This is a genomic window from Congregibacter brevis (assembly GCF_045689245.1).
GTDB lineage: Bacteria > Pseudomonadota > Gammaproteobacteria > Pseudomonadales > Halieaceae > Congregibacter > Congregibacter brevis.
The window spans coordinates 3,565,783-3,583,641 of record NZ_CP136865.1 but is presented as its reverse complement, the minus strand read 5'-3'; the positions used below and the strand labels follow the sequence as shown (position 1 = coordinate 3,583,641).

Genomic DNA, 17,859 nt, shown 5'->3' with positions numbered 1-17,859 from the left:
GCATTTTTTTACAACAGTTTTTTGTATTAACACGGATTAGCGACTCATGGCTAAGGCAACAATTAAGGTCACTCAGACCAAGAGCAGCAACGGGCGGTTGAAGAATCACCGCGCTTGCGTAGCGGGTTTGGGACTTCGTCGTATCGGGCACACTGTGGAAGTGGAAGACACTCCCTCGGTACGCGGCATGATTAATAAAGTCAGCTATATGCTGACCGTGGAGGAACAGGCGTGAGCGATACAATGCGACTCAACACCCTGAGCCCCGCTCCTGGTTCGCGAAAAGCGGCCAAGCGCGTCGGCCGCGGTATCGGTAGCGGCGTCGGCAAGACCGCCGGCCGAGGACACAAAGGCCAGAAGTCTCGTTCGGGCGGTAAAGTGGCACCCGGTTTTGAGGGTGGTCAGATGCCACTTCAGAAGCGTCTGCCGAAGTACGGTTTTACGTCACGTATTTCACGCACTACTGCGCAGGTTCGTTTGGGCGAGCTCAACAAGGTCGATGCTGAAGTTATTGATTTGGAAGCACTGAAGAACGCCGACATCGTCCGCGATGACGTTTTGCGTGTTCGCGTTTTCCTGTCGGGTGAACTCACGAAGGCCGTGACACTCAAAGGTATACCAGCCAGCAAGGGTGCCCGTGAGGCAATCGAGCAGGCGGGTGGCAAGATCGAAGACTGAGTCTTCGATCGATTTGCTACGCGCAGTAACCACTAGAGATCTAGGAGCGACAACGAAAAACTGATGGCCGAGTTACCCTCAGCAAACCGAGCCGGACTGGGCGAGCTTTTTGCTCGCCTTCGTTTTGTATTGGTCGCCATAATTGTTTACCGCATCGGTACGCACATTCCTGTGCCGGGTATTGATCCGAATCAGCTAGCGGCGCTGTTCAACCAGAATCAGGGCACGATTCTTGGTTTAGCGAATATGTTTTCCGGTGGCGCATTGGAGCGCATGAGTATTCTTGCGCTCGGGATCATGCCCTACATTTCTGCGTCCATCATCATGCAGTTGATGTCTGCCGTAACCCCTCAGCTTGAGCAGCTCAAGAAGGAAGGGGAGTCCGGGCGGAGGAAGATCAGCCAGTACACACGCTATTTGACGGTCGTTTTAGCGATCGTACAGGCGACGGGAATGACCGTAGGTATGGCGAACCAGGGCATGAGCTACAACTCTGGCCTTTTGTTCTTTGTCATCGCGATCACCTCTTTGGTGACGGGTGCTGTTTTCATGATGTGGTTGGGTGAGCAGATTACCGAGAAGGGTGTTGGTAACGGCATATCACTGCTGATTTTTGCGGGTATTGTCGCTGGCCTACCTTCGGCCATTGGTCAGTCTCTGGAGCAGGCACGACAGGGTGAGATTAATATTCTGGCGCTATTGCTAATCCTGACATTGGCGATAGCCGTCATTTACATGATTGTGTTTATCGAGCGCGGTCAACGCCGGATAACGGTGAACTACGCCAAGCGGCAACAGGGCCGCAAGATGTACCAGGCGCAGAGTTCTCACTTGCCCTTGAAGGTGAACATGGCGGGCGTTATTCCAGCTATCTTCGCGAGCAGCATTTTGTTGTTTCCGGCCTCCATCGCGCAGTGGTTTGGACAATCGGGCGGCGCTGATTGGCTCCAGGACTTGGCAGTAGCAATTGGTCCTGGCCAGCCTTTGAATATTTTGTTGTTTACTATCTTTATTGTGTTCTTCTGCTTCTTTTACACGGCACTGATGTTCAATCCTCAGGAAGTGGCAGACAACCTGAAGAAGTCCGGAGCGTTTGTTCCCGGTATTCGTCCCGGTCAGCAGACAGCCAATTACATCGATGGTGTATTGACTCGTCTTACCGTATTTGGCTCGGCGTACATCGCACTCGTATGTCTGTTACCGCAGTTTTTAGTAGTGACGTGGAACGTACCTTTTTACCTGGGTGGTACGTCACTACTGATCGTCGTCGTTGTCGTTATGGACTTCATGGCACAGGTACAGAGTCACATGATGTCGCATCAGTACGATTCAGTGATGAAAAAGGCCAATCTCAAAAATTATGGAAACGCAGGGCGCGTTCGCTAAGAACTCGTTCTGTTTGGGAGTAGGAAGATGAAAGTAAGAGCATCCGTAAAGAAGATCTGCAGAAACTGCAAGGTCGTTCGTCGTAAGGGCGTGGTCCGCGTTATCTGCAATACAGATCCGCGACACAAGCAGCGACAGGGTTAAGGGTTGCAGGCATTGCGTTCTGGCAACGAAATCGTTAAAATCGCGCGCCTTTTTTCAGGGTTTCGCAATCTCGCGTCGCAGCAGCCATTGGTTGCCGGTCACGATGCGCGTACACAGTTTTTCGGAGATAAGTGAATGGCTCGTATAGCCGGGGTCAACATACCCGACAACAAGCACGCCGTAATCTCCCTCACCTATATTTTTGGTGTAGGGCGAACCCAAGCTAAGCGTATTTGCGAGGCAAGTGGCGTAGAACAAAGCGCTCGTGTAGGTGATCTTTCAGAAGATCAGCTGGACGTACTGCGAAACAAGGTTGGTGAGTTGACCGTCGAAGGTGACCTTCGTCGTGAAGTCTCTATGAATATCAAGCGATTGATGGATCTGGGTTGTAACCGTGGCCTGCGTCACCGTCGTAACCTTCCTCTTCGTGGACAGCGCACGAAAACTAATGCGCGCACCCGTAAGGGACCAAGAAAGCCGATTCGCCGTTAAAACCGCGCCGGTCAAAGGCCGGAAAGGAACTGCGAATCCTTAATTAGTGTAGCTGCACCGCAGTGCAGTGTTGATATTAAGCAGGATTAGATACATGGCTAAGCCAGGTGCCAAGAGCACGCGCAAGAAAATCACGCGCACCATCGCCGATGGAATAGCGCACATTCATGCGTCATTTAATAACACCATCATCACTATCACTGACCGCCAGGGTAATACCCTGAGCTGGGCCACTTCCGGTGGTTCTGGTTTCCGTGGTTCACGTAAGAGCACGCCGTTCGCAGCCCAGGTTGCAGCAGAGCGCGCCGGTGAAGCCGCCAAGGAGTACGGTCTCCAGAATTTGGATGTACAGGTTAAAGGTCCGGGACCAGGTCGTGAATCTGCTGTCCGTGCACTTAACGCCTGTGGTTACAAGATCAGCAATATCACTGACGTGACGCCGATCCCACACAATGGTTGTCGTCCGCCCAAGAAGCGTCGCGTTTAAGAGGGAGCAAGATTATGGCTCGTTATATTGGTCCAAAGTGTAAGCTCGCTCGCCGCGAAGGCACTGACCTGTTTTTGAAGAGTGGCGTTCGTTCACTCGAATCCAAGTGTAAGCCGGAGTCTGTTCCTGGACAGCACGGTGCCCGTCGCGGTCGTTTGTCCGACTACGGTGTGCAGTTGCGTGAGAAGCAGAAAGTTCGTCGTATTTATGGCGTACTGGAGAAGCAATTCCGCAACTACTATAAAGAAGCGGCCCGTCTCAAGGGCGCTACCGGTGAAAACCTTCTCCAGCTGCTCGAGAGCCGCTTGGATAATGTTGTCTATCGCATCGGTTTCGGTTCTACACGTTCCGAGTCTCGCCAGTTGGTCGCTCACAAGGCGATTTTGGTGAACGGCAAGGTTGTGAACATTGCTTCGTACAAAGTTAAGGCCGGTGATGTAGTTTCCTTGCGCGAGAAGGCCAAGAAGCAGCTGCGTGTGCAGTCAGCCATGGCACTTGCAGCGCAGCGTGGAGAGCCTGAGTGGATCGACGTTAACGTCGAGAAGCTAGAGGCAGTTTACAAGGCTGCCCCAGATCGTCAGGAACTATCCTCTGAGATCAACGAGAACCTGATCGTCGAGCTGTACTCTAAATAAGCAAGTGGCGCTTAGCGCCACGTGATGAGTATCCAGAGCCGATCGTTCCGAACACATATACAGGTGCCATAAATGCAATCATCAGTTAAAGATTTACTGACTCCTCGCAAGATCAACGTTGCTGAGAAGAGCAAAACGCGCGCTCAAGTAACTCTTGAGCCACTGGAGCGTGGTTTTGGACACACGTTGGGTAATGCACTTCGCCGTATCCTCCTGTCTTCAATGCCAGGCTGCGCAATCACGGAAGTCGAGATTGATGGCGTTCTTCACGAGTACTCAGCCATAGAGGGTGTGCAGGAAGACGTTATTGAGATCCTTCTGAACCTCAAGGGCGTCGCCCTGATCATGAACGGCAAAGATGAAGCTGAGCTGGTTCTGAGCAAGGAAGGTGAAGGTCCCGTTACAGCGGCTGATATTCAGACTGACCACGATATTGAGATCTGTAATCCAGATCATGTGATCTGCACCCTGAACAGCAAGTCGGCGGTTCACATGAAGCTCACGATTGCTCGCGGCCGCGGATACTCTCCTGCTGATGCTCGCGAGAATCCAGAAGAAGAAACACGCTCTATCGGCCGTCTACAGCTTGACGCGACTTTTTCTCCAGTACTGCGCGTTTCCTATGTTGTAGAAGCAGCCCGCGTCGAGCAGAGAACTGACCTCGATAAGTTGGTTCTCGATCTCGAAACAAACGGAACGATCGATCCGGAAGAGGCTATTCGTCGAGCTGCTACTATTTTGAATGACCAGCTGCGCGTGTTTGTCGACCTCCAGAGCGAGACTCAGGCAGTCACTAACGATGCGGAAGATGAAGTAGATCCTGTACTTCTGCGTCCAGTCGATGATCTCGAGTTAACTGTACGTTCTGCGAACTGCCTGAAGGCTGAGAACATCTACTACATCGGTGATTTGGTACAGCGCACCGAAGTAGAGTTACTTAAGACACCTAACCTGGGTAAGAAGTCACTTACTGAAATCAAGGACGTGCTTGCTTCACGCGGTCTGTCTCTGGGTATGCGACTTGAGAGCTGGCCACCGGCTAGCCTGAGAAATGATGAGAAGGTGCTCAGCGCCTGATAGAGCTTGTAGAGGAGCCACTGGGTATCCTCCGCACAGCTAAGGTTACGAACACAAAAGACAACAGGGCGTCGCGAGACGCCGAGTAAAGGACTGGAAAAATGCGTCATCGTCAAAGCGGACGTCAGTTAAACCGCAACAGCTCACATCGAAAAGCCATGTTTCGCAACATGACTATATCTTTGGTAGAGCACGAGCTGATTAGAACAACCTTGCCTAAAGCGAAGGAGCTGCGCGGATATGCGGAGCCCCTGATCACGCTTGCGAAGAATGACAGCGTCGCAAATCGTCGACTCGCATTTGATCGCGTTCGTAACAAGGCAGCGGTAGGCAAACTCTTCACCGAACTGGGACCGCGCTACCAAGCTCGCCCAGGTGGCTACATCCGTATCCTTAAGTGCGGTTACCGCACTGGAGATAAGGCGCCTATGGCCTACGTCGAGCTTGTCGACCGTCCAGAGCCAGAGAGCTACGACGACGCTGGCGAAGAATAAGCCACGATCGTTTTAAAGCGTTACTAGGAGCCGGGTTCATACCCGGCTTTTTTTTGCCAGTCGCCTCTACATTTCGATCTATCTCCGGCGAGATGCACCGCAGTGCCTCGCTCGCTGCTGACGCTTCTACGCTTCGCGACACACTCCGCTACATCTCGCCCTACGCTATGACGTGAGCCGTCGTCGGGGAGACATCGATTCGGCGAGATGCACCGCAGTACCTCGCTCGCTGCTGACGCTTCTACGCTTCGCGACACACTCCGCTACATCTCGCCTACGCTACGACGAGGGCGGCGTTCGAAGCTAACGAAACGACCGCATTCAGCGAGATAGTGCAGCGGATCCCGCCTGAATTGAGCTAAGCCGCTTTGCTCTTGCCGGTCTTGCTTCCAAGCATCGGCTTAAGAAAGTGCCCTGTATGCGACTTCTTGTTCTTGGCGACCGCTTCTGGTGTGCCGGTCGCAATAATCTGGCCGCCACCGCTACCGCCCTCGGGGCCCAAGTCGACTATCCAGTCCGCCGTTTTGATGACATCCAAGTTATGCTCAATGATCACCACCGTGTTGCCGTGATCTCGCAGTCGGTGGAGTACTTGTAGTAGTTGCCGGATATCTTCGAAGTGCAGACCGGTGGTCGGCTCATCGAGAATATATAGGGTTCGGCCTGTGTCCCGCTTTGACAGTTCTCGCGACAGTTTCACGCGTTGGGCCTCACCGCCCGAAAGCGTGGTCGCGGCCTGACCAAGTCGAACGTAGCTTAAGCCGACGTCCATAAGCGTTTGCAGCTTACGTGCGATGGTCGGCACGGCCTCGAAGAACTCCAGCGCGTCCTCGATCGTCATGTCGAGCACTTCGTGAATGTTCTTACCTTTGTAGCGAATGTCCAAGGTCTCGCGGTTATAGCGTCGGCCTTTGCAGATATCGCAGGGCACATAGATATCTGGAAGGAAGTGCATCTCGACCTTGGTTACGCCATCACCCTGACAGGCCTCGCAGCGCCCACCTTTGACGTTAAAGCTAAAACGGCCAGGCTTATAGCCTCGGGAGCGGGCTTCCTGGGTGCCGGAGAACAGCTCTCGCACGGGAGTGAATATCCCGGTGTAAGTGGCCGGGTTCGATCGGGGAGTTCTCCCGATGGGGCTCTGATCGATGTCGATGCACTTGTCGATGTGCTCAAGACCTTCCATCGCGTCGTGAGCGGCGGGGTTAAGCGTCGTCGCGCCATTGAGGGCCGTTGCCGCTAGCGGATATAGCGTCGCGTTGATCAGCGTAGATTTGCCTGATCCAGACACACCTGTCACGCAGGTTAACAGTCCTACGGGGATTTCAAGGTCGACATCCTGCAGGTTGTTACCAGAAGCTTTGCTGAGACGCAGCAAACGCTTCTCGTCTATAACTGTACGCTTCTCGGGTATCTCAATGCATCTCTCGCCAGACAGATAGGCGCCCGTAAGGGAGCTTTTTTCGTCCATGATGGCTTGGGCATCACCCTCGGCAACAATAGTCCCACCATGCACGCCAGCACCCGGTCCTATATCGATGATGTGGTCAGCCATACGTATGGCATCTTCATCATGCTCCACTACGAGTACAGTGTTGCCAAGGTCCCGAAGGTGGGTGAGCGTTCGTAGCAGTCGTTCGTTGTCCCGCTGGTGGAGGCCAATAGAGGGCTCATCAAGGATATACATCACGCCCACCAAACCTGCGCCGATTTGTGAGGCAAGTCGAATGCGCTGAGCTTCACCGCCTGACAGCGTTTCGGCACTGCGATCGAGGCTCAGGTAGTTCAGGCCCACATCCACCAAAAATCTATAGCGAGCACGTATTTCCTTCAAAATCTTTTCGGCAATCTCAGCATCGCGTCCCGCAAGATCCAGCGCGGCGAAGTAGTCCTCGGCCTGACCTACGGGCAGAGCGGTTATTGCCGGTAGATTCTTGCCGTCGACCAAGACGTGGCGTGCATCTTCGCAAAGACGGCTGCCGCCGCATTCCGCGCAGGGCGCAGTTGTCAGAAACTTGGACAGGTCTTCGCGAACCGACTGTGATTCTGTGTCGCGGTAGCGCCGCTCCATGTTCGGGATGATTCCCTCAAAAGCGTGAGAGCGCTTGAATACGTCACCTCGATCGTTCACGTAGGAAAAGCTCACTTCTTCCTTGCCGCTGCCCTCGAGAATGATTTTCCGATGTTTTGCCGAAAGTTCTTCAAAAGGTGTATCAATATCAAAGCCGAAGTGGCTCGCCAAAGAAGTCAGCATATGAAAGTAGTAGACATTCCTGCGGTCCCAACCACGTATAGCTCCTTCCGCAAGACTTGCCTCTGGAAACAGCACCACGCGTTCCGGATCAAAAAATTGTCTTACCCCGAGGCCGTCGCAGCCTCCACAGGCGCCGGCAGGGTTGTTAAAGGAAAACAATCGCGGCTCTAGCTCATTGATACTGTGTCCGCATTCGGGGCAGGCAAAGCGTGCCGAGAACACCAGATCAGCCGCTTCGTCATCCATGTCTACAACCAGAGCTAGACCATCGGTAAGCTCGAGCGCTGTTTCAAAGGATTCCGCCAAGCGCTGCTTGAGGTCTTCACGCACCTTAAAACGATCTACCACTACTTCGATGCTGTGCTTCTTCTTTTTATCCAGATCCGGAAGATCGTCCAAATCTCGGACGCTGCCGTCGACTCTGGCACGCACGAAACCTGCCCCTCGTAACTCCTCAAATACATGATGGTGCTCACCCTTTCGCTCTCGTACCACGGGAGCAAGCAACATCAGACGCGCTCCTTCGGGCTGCGCGAGTACTGTGTCGACCATCTGGCTGACCGTTTGCGCTTGCAAATGGCGATTGTGCGTTGGGCAATGAGGCTTACCTACCCGAGCGTAAAGCAATCGTAGGTAGTCATAAATCTCGGTAATGGTTCCCACAGTCGAGCGTGGATTATGCGACGTGGATTTTTGTTCGATGGAAATCGCTGGCGATAGCCCCTCCACATGATCAATGTCGGGCTTTTCCATCATGCTCAGGAACTGCCGGGCATAGGTAGAGAGCGACTCCACGTAGCGTCGCTGACCCTCGGCGTAGAGCGTATCGAAAGCCAGAGATGACTTTCCTGACCCCGAGAGTCCAGTGATGACCACGAGCTTGTCCCGAGGAATATCGAGGTTGATATTCTTCAGATTGTGCGTGCGCGCTCCACGCAGTTGAATTGTATCCATGCTGGCTTCCGCAAGTGACGGGCAAAAACACCACAGTATAAGGTGACGGCTTTGAGCGAACAAAAGGTAAGTAAGAAAACTGCTTAAATATACGCCCTTGGATGTGGCGTGGATGGCCGGGCATCGCTGAAAAGCTGTTACCATTTGCAACCTTCGCGAGGTACCTCAGTATTGCTTACAACTAATCCCATGACAGCGCTGGAGCGGCGTGTCGTCGCAGCTTTGGCGTTGCTGTACAGCTTCCGCATGCTCGGCTTGTTTATGGCTTTGCCACTGCTGGCGCTCTACGCCACGGATATGTTGGGTGCTTCGCCGCTAATGATCGGCGTTGCCCTGGGAGCGTATGGGGCTACGCAAGCTTTGCTGCAGATACCCTTGGGCTGGCTGTCCGATAAGATCGGCCGGAAACCGGTGATACTCGGTGGTTTGGCCCTGTTTGTACTCGGTAGTGGGGTCGCGGCTCTTGCCGATAGCGTGCAGATGATTGCACTCGGCCGCGCTCTGCAGGGAGCGGGGGCAATCTCCGGGTCTGTTATGGCGTTGGCGGCTGACCTCACGTCCGAAGAGCAGCGCACTAAAGCCATGGCGGTGATTGGTATCAGCATAGGCTTGTCCTTTGCGCTGGCGCTGATCTGTGGACCACTCCTGGCTGCCTGGGGCGGTCTCGCCGCTGTGTTTTGGATGACGGCGGCTCTCGCGGTACTTGGCATGGCCATTGTGCTGCTGGGTATACCGTCAGCAGAAACGCGGAGCCACGAGAGTGTTGGAGCGAACCGCAACATGTTCCGTCCGGTGCTGGCGGACCCCGTGTTGCAGCGTCTCAATGGCTCGGTGTTCCTTTTGCACTTTATGTTGACGGCATCATTTCTAGTGGTTCCGGCAGTCATAGAGCGGAGTATGGGCGTTCCCAGAGATCTCCACTGGCAGGTTTATCTCCCGGTACTTGTAATCTCATTACTGGGCATGTATCCCCTGCTGCGCTTGTCGGAGCGAGGGGGGCGATCGAGTTTGGCGCTGAAGATCACCGTCATCATGATGCCGGCCTCTCTGGCAGCTCTGTTTCTGGGGAGCAATATTTTGCTGCTTTACATCGCCTTATGTGGATTCTTTACCGCTGTTAACTACCTTGAGGCGGCTTTGCCTTCATTGGTGAGCAAGGCCGTTTTTGCGCATGGTAAAGGTACAGCACTGGGCATTTACGCGACCTGCCAGTTTCTCGGAGCGTTTGTTGGCGGAACTACCGGGGGGCTGGTGTATGGCTCAACCGGTCTTTCAGGGCTTCTTTGGTTGGTTTTGCTAGCTGCCGCGCTTTGGCTAGTGCTGATATGGCGCATGAGTCCTAAATCCCGTTCTCAAGGTGCAGTCAGCGCCGCTTGAGCGTTTATGCTGTCGCAATTCAAGAGTTGGATTGCTATATTAATCGGCCCTTTTTTTTAGATTCGGAAATAGCAATATGGCATCGCGCGGCGTCAACAAAGTGATTCTTGTAGGAAACTTAGGCGCTGATCCAGAAACGCGCTTTATGCCCTCCGGTGGTTCAGTAACCAACGTTCGTCTGGCGACCTCCGAAACCTGGAAAGACAAGCAAACAGGACAGCAGCAGGAGCGTACTGAGTGGCACCGCGTAGTGTTCTTTAACCGCCTAGCCGAAGTGGCTGCTGAGTATCTGCGCAAGGGTTCAAAACTGTATGTGGAAGGCGCTATCCGCACTCGTAAGTGGCAAGACCAGTCTGGTCAGGACCGCTATACCACAGAGATAGTCGGCAGTGAGATGCAGATGCTCGACAGTCGCGGAGGAAGTGGCGGCAGCAATGACGGAGGCTATGACCAGAGTTACCCTGAAGCGGGTGGTTCGAGTGGCGGCTCCAACTTTAGCGCGCCGTCTCAAAATAGCCCTGCAGCGGCGCCCCAACCGGCGGCGATGGGCGATATCGACGACGATATCCCGTTCTAGGCTGGCGGTGTGCTGCTCTCTTAACCCTCTCATAACTCTCTTAGTCGCTTGAGGACTGCCTAGGTAGCCGTGGATGTTCTTCTAATAGGCGCGGACAACCCTGTGGGCATGGCGATTCAAGCTGTTTTTGCGCAATGGGGGCGTCATCGTGCGCTGCCTTTGAATACTGCTGCAGCGCGGTGGCGTAGCGAGCGACAGGCAAAAAAAGCAGCTCGCAAGGATAAGCCGCAAGCTGTTGTTGACCTCCGGCTTGCCTGGCAGGTTGCCACGGACGAAGTGCCCCAACCCTTGGATATTGAACGCGCTCACTGGCTGTCAAAGGCTTGTGAACACAGCTCCATACCCTATCTCCTTCTTTCTAGCGATCGGGTGTTTGCAGGGCAGGGGACGCGGAGCCTGCGGGAGTTTGATGCGCCCGATGCCTTTAATGAGCCGGGTTTTCAGATCATGGAGATTGAAAGTCGCGTCATGCAGGCCGCCCCTTCTGCCATTGTGCTTCGCACTGGCCCTCTCTTCGCGAGTACCGATAACAACCTCCTGACTCGGATGTTGTTCAGGATGGCTATCGAGCGCCATGCTACTTTTGATGATCGAAATGTTTTTTCGCCGGTCGCGTGCACCGACATAGCGCGGGTTGTGGTCGCCATGCTTGACCAGTTGAGTGTGGGAGCAGATGCCAGTGGTGTCTATCACTACAGTTCTGGCGATCGCACGACGGAATACGCTTTTGCCGAGGCGGCTCTCGCCGCGATGAGTCAGTATCGTGACTCAGGAGATATCGTTATTAGTGCTCAGGAAAAACGCCCTGAGGAAAGTGTGGAGACTCGAGTGTTCGACTGCAGTCGATTGCGAGACAGCTTTGCCATTAAGCAGGTGCCATGGCGTGGCTTTATGAATTCCACGGTTAAAGAGTACGCAGAAAGTAGTGCGGTAGAGGAGTCCAAGGGCTAGTTATGTCTTCAGAAAGTGAATTTGTAGGTCTTGGAGTAGCGGTGCTAACCGTGTCCGACACGCGCGGTCCCGAGAACGATACCTCCGGCGATTTTCTTACGGAAGCGGCAACAGGTCAGGGGCATTCGGTCGTTCACCGAGCGCTTGTACCCGATGATATCTATCAAATCCGCGCGGTACTGTCGCAGTGGATTGTTGATGCTGGCGTGCATACGATTCTTGTGACCGGAGGAACAGGTTTTTCCGGTAGGGACTCAACGCCAGAAGCGGTGGCGCCTTTGTTCGATAAGACCATTGAGGGATTTGGCGAAGTCTTTCGCGCCCTGTCTCTCGATGAGATCGGCTCCTCAACGATACAGTCCCGAGCTCTGGGGGGGTTGGCAAACCGTACGGCCATTTTCTGTATGCCTGGCTCTACAGGAGCGTGCCGAACCGCGTGGAATGGAATTCTCAAAGATCAGTTGGACAGTCGTCACCGGCCATGCAACTTTGTCTCCGTGCTTACCAGCAGCTAGATTTTCGCTGTGAAACCGCTACTACCTTTGGGCGAAGCACTTGAGCTGCTGCTTTACGATGCAGCTGTAAAACCGGGTATCGAAGAACTCTCACTGAATGACTCACTGGGAAGAGTGCTGGCTGGCGAACAGCGCGCCTCTATCGATGTCCCCCCAGCAGATAACAGCGCCATGGATGGTTATGCCCTGCGATCTCGTGATGACGGTCGGCGCCTTGTAGTCAGTTCACGTGTTGCGGCAGGCGATGTAGCTGGCAGCCTGGAGCCCGAGAGCGCAGCGAGGGTTTTTACGGGCGCAGAGATACCCAGCGGAGCCGATGCGGTCGTCATGCAGGAAGATGTTCAGGTTGCCGGCGACTCTATAGACGTTCCCGCCGGTGTTTCGGCGGGTCAGCACATCCGGCGTCGAGGACAGGACTGCCAGTCAGGTAGTTTGCTGTTGTCACCGGGTCGACGGCTGAGGCCACAGGATATGGGGCTGCTCGCCTCTCAGGGTATTGCAACAGTCCCGGTGTTCAAGCGATTGAAGGTGGCGCTGTTATCTACGGGAAATGAGCTGCGGGAGCCTGGATCCGGGCCACTACCTTCCGGGACGATCTACAACAGTAATCGGCCTATGTTGTCGGGCCTTCTTTCGGCTTTGGGTTGCGATGTACTGGACCTTGGAATCATCGCGGATACGGCAGATGCCACGCGAGAAGCGCTTGCGAAAGCCTCGAAGAAGGCGGATTTGATACTGAGCAGCGGTGGTGTTTCGGTTGGCGAGGCCGACTTCGTTCGTGACGCGGTAAGCGCGCTGGGCGAAATAGCCCTTTGGCGCATTGCTATAAAACCCGGTAAGCCTTTTGCTTTTGGCAGGGTGGGCGAGACTCCTTTTGTGGGTGTGCCGGGCAATCCATCTTCCGCGTTTGTAACCTTTCTATTACTCGCTCGGCCCTATATTTGCAGGCTCCAAGGGCGGTCTGAAGAGGCGTCGTCCATGGTGCCTGCAAAGGCCGACTTCGTAATCGCGAAGCCTGGTACTCGGCAGGAATTTCTTCGCGTCTCGACGCGTCAGACTGACGGAGAAATCTGGGTAAGCCCTCATACGAATCAGAGTTCGGGTGTGCTGAGTTCAGTATCTGCGAGCGATGCTCTGGCGGTGGTTCCCATCGGGGAAACTATTGAGCGAGGACAACTTGTTCAAACGCTGAGTCTGGATGCCCTCTTGTACTGAAGCAACCCACCCCTAAATGCTCCAGTTAAGTGCTCCAATTACGCGTCCAACTCACTCGTCCCGCTTTAGGGGTGAGAGCTGTTGAGCCCAGGAGCCCGATTTTCCTTCAGGCTTTACCCCTGAAACTTCTGGAACACCAGCGATGCATTGGTGCCGCCAAAGCCAAAACTGTTAGACATTACTCGCTGAAGATCTACGTTGTCTTGGCGCTCTCTCGCGATGGGCATGCCCTCGGCTTCCGGGTCCAGATTTTCGATGTTTGCGGAAGCAGCAATGAAACCAGCTTGCTGCATCAGAAGACTGTAGATGGCTTCTTGCACGCCGGCAGCGCCCAAGGAGTGCCCCGAAAGTGACTTCGTAGAGCCGACGACAGGCGTACGATCTTTGTCCGCAAAGGCTTCCCGGACAGCCTTGAGCTCCTGAATATCGCCAGCAGGAGTGCTTGTTCCGTGAGCGTTGATGTAATCCACGGGACCCTCAACGGTAGATAGAGCTTGATGCATGCAGCGCACGGCGCCCTCTCCAGAAGGGGCCACCATGTCGTAGCCATCTGATGTGGCGCCGTAGCCTACTAGCTCCGCGTAGATTTTTGCTCCCCGTGCTTGCGCTACTTCAAGCGCTTCAAGTACGACCATGCCACCCCCACCCGCAATGACAAAACCGTCGCGGTCTGCATCGTAGGCGCGGGATGCGCGCTCGGGTGTGTCGTTGTATTTGGTGGACAGGGCGCCCATGGCGTCAAACAGGCTGCTCATTGTCCAGTGGAGTTCTTCACCGCCACCCGCAAACACTCGGTCCTGCTTACCTAGCTGGATCTGCTCCATTGCGTTGCCGATGCAATGCGCGCTGGTGGAGCATGCAGAAGAAATCGAGTAGTTCACACCGCGAATACTGAACGGTGTGGCCAGACATGCAGATACTGTGCTGCCCATGGTTTGTGTGACCCGATAAGGCCCTACACGACGTAAGCCGCGTTCTCGGAGAATATCTGCGGCTTCCGTTTGGCTGGCTGAGGAAGCGCCTCCGGATCCGGCAATGATGCCTGTACGTTCGTTCGAAACTTCTGCTTCACTGAGTCCCGCATCTGCTATGCAGCGTTGCATTGCGATGTAGGCATACGCAGCTGCATCGCCCATAAAACGGAGCTGCTTCCGATCGATATGTTCCTTGAAGTCTATCTCCGGCGCGCCCGATACGTGCGAGCGCATACCGGCATCGATTTGCGACTGGCTAGTGCTAATGCCCGAGCGCCCATGGTGAAGCGCTTCGGTCACACTATCGGCATCGTTACCCAGGCAGGACACAATGCCCAAACCTGTGACTACTACTCGTCGCTGCATGACTTAAAAACTCTCGGTAGATTGAAAAAGCCCGACGCGCAGATCAGACGCGTGATAAATCTCTTTGTCGTCGACGCTTACGATTCCGTTCGCTATGCCCATTACCAGCTTACGCTCGATAACCCGTTTGATATCGATGGTGTAAGTAACTTTTGATGCTGAAGGTAAAACCTGCCCGCTGAACTTTACTTCTCCGGAGCCCAGTGCCCGTCCGCGCCCCGGATTGCCGCGCCAGCCCAAAAAAAATCCAACCAGCTGCCACATCGCATCCAGACCCAGGCAACCGGGCATTACCGGGTCGCCGGGGAAGTGACAATCAAAAAACCAAAGATCAGGATGAATGTCTAGTTCGGCGATTATCTGACCTTTATCTTTAGAGCCACCTTCCGAACTGATGTGGGTAATCCTGTCGAGCATCAACATGTTGCCCACGGGTAGCTGGGCATTTCCCGGGCCGAACATGTCGCCCATACCGCAGGCAATGAGTTCGTCTTTGGTGTAGCTCGATTGAGGCGTCATGATGGTATTTTTTTCGTCCGAGGTGTTGGGTGAAGTGTTGGGTTCAATGTTGGGTTCAATAGTGACTTAAACAATAGTGACCTAAACAAAGAGTGTACTGGAAGGCGATTAGTATCGAATGCTTCTGAGAATTCTTCAGGTATATCTACTGCCATAAAAGCTCATAGTCGCAGTGTGATGCAGTCGGCGTTTATCGCATGATGAATCGCATTTTGCGAACCCTGCACTTGTCAGCGCCCGCCAATTGGTTAGTCTGTGTATTGTTTCTTACGGGTCGTGGTGCGCTAGTTTAATGGATGCACCCCACAAGTCCACCCGTCGCAACAAAAATCAACGCAGGAACAAGACCTTATGTCGTTGAGATGTTTGCGTTTTCGAGCTAGTTTGAACGCGTGGAATAGACAAGTTAGTTCCTTTAATCGAATGTTTGGGGTGTTTAGCAGATGTTGATACCTGTTTTATTGTCTGGAGGCGTAGGCAGTCGCCTATGGCCCGTGTCCCGAGAGGCGTACCCGAAGCAGTTTTTGGCTCTGGCCAGTGAACTGTCGATGCTTCAGGACACTATGGCTCGCACCTCTGGCCTTGAGAGCGCCTCTCCACTGATCATCTGTAATGACGAACATCGATTTATGGTGGCAGAACAGCTGCGCCAGCTTTCCGTTGAGCCTGGAGCAATAATTCTGGAGCCCGAAGGGCGCAACACCGCCCCGGCCGTTGCTCTGGCGGCCTTTCAAGCCCTGTCTGTATCCCCCGATGCGATTCTTTTAGTGCTCCCTGCGGACCACGTGATTAGGAATACCGAATCATTCACTGAGGCCGTGAAATTGGGCCTTGGTAAAGCGAGGTCGGGAGCACTGATGACCTTCGGCGTTGTACCCGACGCGCCTGAGACCGGCTACGGCTACCTCCGCTTGGGCGCTAGCGATGACGCTGGCCTCTTCGCGCTGGATAGTTTCGTCGAGAAGCCCGATGCGCAAACGGCAACAGAGTATCTTGAGAGTGGGCAGTACCATTGGAACAGCGGCATGTTCCTGCTGTCTGCAGCGACCTACCTTGACGAACTCAAAGCCCACGCGCCCGAAATCTACGCGGCCTGTGAGCGGGCAATGGCGAACGCCAGCGCTGACCTTGATTTTCTGCGTCCGGACCGAGATGCGTTTTTAGCCTGCCCTTCAGACAGTATTGATTACGCCGTGATGGAGCGTACGCAGCGTGGAGGTGTTATTCCTCTGGATTGCGGATGGAGTGATGTTGGCGCTTGGTCTACGTTGTGGCAGGTATCAGAGCGTGACAGCCACGGGAACGTTCTGCTCGGTGATGTCATGATTGAAGGCTGCTCCGACAGCTATCTACGCAGCGAATCTCGTTTAATCGCGGCTACAGGCATTAAGAATCTGATCGTAGTAGAGACACCCGATGCGATATTGGTCGCTGACCGCGATGAAGTGCAAAACGTTAAGCAGATCGTTAATCGTCTCAAGTCTGAAGGTCGTAGCGAGGCTTCTTTGCATCAGCGGGTCTATCGCCCCTGGGGTAGCTATGAGTCTCTCATTGAGGGCGATCGATTTCAGGTTAAGCGTATCGTTGTGAACCCGGGGCAAACCTTGTCACTGCAGATGCATCATCATCGCGCGGAGCATTGGATCGTGGTCCACGGTACGGCCGAAGTCACCTGCGAAGACAAGGTCTTTACGCTTGTTGAAGACCAATCAACATATATTCCCCTTGGTCACAAGCACCGGCTCGCGAACCCGGGAAAGATTCCCGTAGAGCTCATCGAAGTTCAGTCGGGCAGTTATCTGGGCGAGGATGACATTGTACGTTTTGAGGATGTCTACGGACGTAGCTCCTGATTTAACCCGTGGCCTTAGTGTTGTTTAAAGCCGCTCAAACTGTTCCATGTATACCACTCAGTACAACAGGAGTTTGTCGTGATCAATAAGTGTATGTTTCCTGTGGCGGGCTACGGCACGCGGTTCCTTCCGGCTACCAAAAGTATGCCTAAGGAAATGCTCCCCATCGTAAACAAGCCGCTCGTTCAGTACGGTGTTGAGGAAGCGATTGAGGCCGGCATGACGACCTGCGCGATGGTTACAGGCCGCGGCAAACGTGCGATCACCGATCACTTTGATATCAGCTACGAGCTAGAGCACCAGATCAGCGGTACGTCAAAAGAAGGTTATTTGGACGGTATTCGCAACGTGCTTGAGCAAGGTGTTTTCACGATGGTTCGTCAAAGAGAAATGAAAGGCCTGGGCCATGCCATTCTCACTGGTGAAACCCTTATCGGTAGCGAGCCTTTTGGTGTGGTGCTGTCCGATGATCTGTGCATCAACGACGGGCCTGGAGTGCTCGCGCAGATGGCCGAACTTTACAACCAGTTTCGCTGCTCCATTGTCGCCATCATGGAAGTGCCTGCTGATGAAGTTCACAAATACGGAGTGATTGCCGGAGAGTCCCTTAAGGATGGTATCTATCGCGTCGACAAGATGGTTGAAAAACCGAGTGCAGAAGAGGCGCCGTCCAATCTTGCAATTATCGGGCGCTACATTCTTACACCGGATATTTTTGACATCATTCGCGAGACACCGCCCGGTGCAAACGGTGAAGTGCAGATCACGGATGCGCTGCAGATTCAGGCGGACCGCGGCTGCGTCATGGCGTACAAGTTTAAAGGTCGCCGTTTTGACTGCGGTAGCGTCCCGGGCTTTGTAGAAGCGACAAATCACATGTACGAGAACCACTATCTCAAAGAGAATTGAGC

19 protein-coding genes are annotated in these 17,859 nt (G+C 54.0%); 16 read left to right on the top strand and 3 right to left on the bottom strand.

Going from position 1 to position 17,859, the window contains the following annotated elements; all coding sequences use genetic code 11:
• The first annotated feature begins 46 nt into the window (after window positions 1–46).
• From rpmD to rplQ, 9 genes are all read left to right on the top strand, one after another.
• The gene (rpmD, locus tag R0137_RS15920; protein ID WP_405273193.1) at window positions 47–235 is read left to right on the top strand and encodes a 50S ribosomal protein L30; all 189 of its coding nucleotides are present in this window, start codon (window positions 47–49) and stop codon (window positions 233–235) included.
• Window positions 236–243: 8 nt separating this feature from the next.
• The gene (gene rplO / locus R0137_RS15915) at window positions 244–678 is read left to right on the top strand and encodes a 50S ribosomal protein L15 (protein WP_407330035.1); all 435 of its coding nucleotides are present in this window, start codon (window positions 244–246) and stop codon (window positions 676–678) included.
• A 63-nt stretch (window positions 679–741) separates the two neighbouring features.
• The gene (gene secY / locus R0137_RS15910) at window positions 742–2,064 is read left to right on the top strand and encodes a preprotein translocase subunit SecY (protein ID WP_405273194.1); all 1,323 of its coding nucleotides are present in this window, start codon (window positions 742–744) and stop codon (window positions 2,062–2,064) included.
• Window positions 2,065–2,091: 27 nt separating this feature from the next.
• Complete coding sequence (gene rpmJ, locus R0137_RS15905) at window positions 2,092–2,208, top strand: 50S ribosomal protein L36 (protein ID WP_075998814.1); 117 nt, start codon at window positions 2,092–2,094, stop codon at window positions 2,206–2,208.
• A 135-nt stretch (window positions 2,209–2,343) separates the two neighbouring features.
• Entirely contained in the window at window positions 2,344–2,700 is a 357-nt protein-coding gene (gene rpsM, locus R0137_RS15900; protein WP_405273197.1) for a 30S ribosomal protein S13, read from the top strand.
• A 94-nt stretch (window positions 2,701–2,794) separates the two neighbouring features.
• Window positions 2,795–3,187 carry a 30S ribosomal protein S11 gene (rpsK, locus tag R0137_RS15895; protein ID WP_008292587.1) on the top strand — a complete coding sequence of 131 codons (393 nt, stop codon included), beginning with the start codon at window positions 2,795–2,797 and terminating at the stop codon, window positions 3,185–3,187.
• 14 nt (window positions 3,188–3,201) lie between these two features.
• Entirely contained in the window at window positions 3,202–3,822 is a 621-nt protein-coding gene (gene rpsD / locus R0137_RS15890) for a 30S ribosomal protein S4 (RefSeq protein ID WP_405273201.1), read from the top strand.
• A 72-nt stretch (window positions 3,823–3,894) separates the two neighbouring features.
• Window positions 3,895–4,899: a DNA-directed RNA polymerase subunit alpha gene (locus R0137_RS15885; RefSeq protein ID WP_405273203.1), complete on the top strand. Its 1,005-nt coding sequence runs from the start codon at window positions 3,895–3,897 to the stop codon at window positions 4,897–4,899.
• A 101-nt stretch (window positions 4,900–5,000) separates the two neighbouring features.
• Window positions 5,001–5,393, top strand: coding sequence for a 50S ribosomal protein L17 (rplQ, locus tag R0137_RS15880; RefSeq protein ID WP_023659968.1), 393 nt, complete (start codon window positions 5,001–5,003; stop codon window positions 5,391–5,393).
• A 358-nt stretch (window positions 5,394–5,751) separates the two neighbouring features.
• Here rplQ and uvrA read toward each other — a convergent pair whose 3' ends face one another.
• A complete protein-coding gene (gene uvrA, locus R0137_RS15875; protein ID WP_407327377.1) occupies window positions 5,752–8,601 on the bottom strand; it encodes an excinuclease ABC subunit UvrA in 2,850 nt (949 codons plus the stop codon).
• Window positions 8,602–8,772: 171 nt separating this feature from the next.
• On the opposite strand from uvrA, the gene R0137_RS15870 reads away from it, so the two are divergent.
• The 5 genes from R0137_RS15870 (at window position 8,773) to glp (ending at window position 13,236) form a co-directional block, all read left to right on the top strand.
• Window positions 8,773–9,978: an MFS transporter gene (locus R0137_RS15870; RefSeq protein ID WP_407327375.1), complete on the top strand. Its 1,206-nt coding sequence runs from the start codon at window positions 8,773–8,775 to the stop codon at window positions 9,976–9,978.
• 76 nt (window positions 9,979–10,054) lie between these two features.
• Window positions 10,055–10,555, top strand: coding sequence for a single-stranded DNA-binding protein (gene ssb, locus R0137_RS15865; RefSeq protein WP_407327373.1), 501 nt, complete (start codon window positions 10,055–10,057; stop codon window positions 10,553–10,555).
• Window positions 10,556–10,624: 69 nt separating this feature from the next.
• Window positions 10,625–11,506, top strand: a complete 882-nt coding sequence (locus tag R0137_RS15860; RefSeq protein WP_407327372.1) for a sugar nucleotide-binding protein — start codon at window positions 10,625–10,627, stop codon at window positions 11,504–11,506.
• A 2-nt stretch (window positions 11,507–11,508) separates the two neighbouring features.
• Entirely contained in the window at window positions 11,509–12,021 is a 513-nt protein-coding gene (moaB, locus tag R0137_RS15855) for a molybdenum cofactor biosynthesis protein B (RefSeq protein WP_407327370.1), read from the top strand.
• 9 nt (window positions 12,022–12,030) lie between these two features.
• On the top strand, window positions 12,031–13,236 hold the full coding sequence (gene glp, locus R0137_RS15850; protein WP_407327369.1) for a gephyrin-like molybdotransferase Glp: 1,206 nt from the start codon (window positions 12,031–12,033) through the stop codon (window positions 13,234–13,236).
• A gap of 113 nt (window positions 13,237–13,349) precedes the next feature.
• Here glp and fabB read toward each other — a convergent pair whose 3' ends face one another.
• Entirely contained in the window at window positions 13,350–14,576 is a 1,227-nt protein-coding gene (gene fabB, locus R0137_RS15845) for a beta-ketoacyl-ACP synthase I (RefSeq protein ID WP_407327368.1), read from the bottom strand.
• Between the two features lie 3 nt (window positions 14,577–14,579).
• Window positions 14,580–15,095 (bottom strand): 3-hydroxyacyl-[acyl-carrier-protein] dehydratase FabA, encoded by a 516-nt coding sequence (gene fabA, locus R0137_RS15840; protein ID WP_407327367.1) that lies wholly within the window; start codon window positions 15,093–15,095, stop codon window positions 14,580–14,582.
• Window positions 15,096–15,538: 443 nt separating this feature from the next.
• Between fabA and R0137_RS15835 the strand changes: the two genes are divergently transcribed.
• Window positions 15,539–16,948, top strand: a complete 1,410-nt coding sequence (locus R0137_RS15835) for a mannose-1-phosphate guanylyltransferase/mannose-6-phosphate isomerase (protein ID WP_407327366.1) — start codon at window positions 15,539–15,541, stop codon at window positions 16,946–16,948.
• A gap of 78 nt (window positions 16,949–17,026) precedes the next feature.
• Window positions 17,027–17,857, top strand: a complete 831-nt coding sequence (galU, locus tag R0137_RS15830) for a UTP--glucose-1-phosphate uridylyltransferase GalU (RefSeq protein ID WP_407327365.1) — start codon at window positions 17,027–17,029, stop codon at window positions 17,855–17,857.
• Window positions 17,858–17,859 lie beyond the last annotated feature (2 nt).

Bases quoted from the DNA above. Each gene is read 5' to 3' on its own strand.
- rpmD (WP_405273193.1), top strand. From the start codon at position 47: ATGGCTAAGGCAACAATTAAGGTCACTCAGACCAAGAGCAGCAACGGG.
- rpmJ (WP_075998814.1), top strand. From the start codon at position 2,092: ATGAAAGTAAGAGCATCCGTAAAGAAGATCTGCAGAAACTGCAAGGTC.
- rpsM (WP_405273197.1), top strand. From the start codon at position 2,344: ATGGCTCGTATAGCCGGGGTCAACATACCCGACAACAAGCACGCCGTA.
- moaB (WP_407327370.1), top strand. From the start codon at position 11,509: ATGTCTTCAGAAAGTGAATTTGTAGGTCTTGGAGTAGCGGTGCTAACC.
- fabB (WP_407327368.1), bottom strand. From the start codon at position 14,576: ATGCAGCGACGAGTAGTAGTCACAGGTTTGGGCATTGTGTCCTGCCTG.
- R0137_RS15835 (WP_407327366.1), top strand. From the start codon at position 15,539: ATGTTGATACCTGTTTTATTGTCTGGAGGCGTAGGCAGTCGCCTATGG.
- rplO (WP_407330035.1), top strand. From the start codon at position 244: ATGCGACTCAACACCCTGAGCCCCGCTCCTGGTTCGCGAAAAGCGGCC.
- fabA (WP_407327367.1), bottom strand. From the start codon at position 15,095: ATGACGCCTCAATCGAGCTACACCAAAGACGAACTCATTGCCTGCGGT.
- rplQ (WP_023659968.1), top strand. From the start codon at position 5,001: ATGCGTCATCGTCAAAGCGGACGTCAGTTAAACCGCAACAGCTCACAT.
- secY (WP_405273194.1), top strand. From the start codon at position 742: ATGGCCGAGTTACCCTCAGCAAACCGAGCCGGACTGGGCGAGCTTTTT.
- uvrA (WP_407327377.1), bottom strand. From the start codon at position 8,601: ATGGATACAATTCAACTGCGTGGAGCGCGCACGCACAATCTGAAGAAT.
- ssb (WP_407327373.1), top strand. From the start codon at position 10,055: ATGGCATCGCGCGGCGTCAACAAAGTGATTCTTGTAGGAAACTTAGGC.
- rpsK (WP_008292587.1), top strand. From the start codon at position 2,795: ATGGCTAAGCCAGGTGCCAAGAGCACGCGCAAGAAAATCACGCGCACC.
- rpsD (WP_405273201.1), top strand. From the start codon at position 3,202: ATGGCTCGTTATATTGGTCCAAAGTGTAAGCTCGCTCGCCGCGAAGGC.
- R0137_RS15885 (WP_405273203.1), top strand. From the start codon at position 3,895: ATGCAATCATCAGTTAAAGATTTACTGACTCCTCGCAAGATCAACGTT.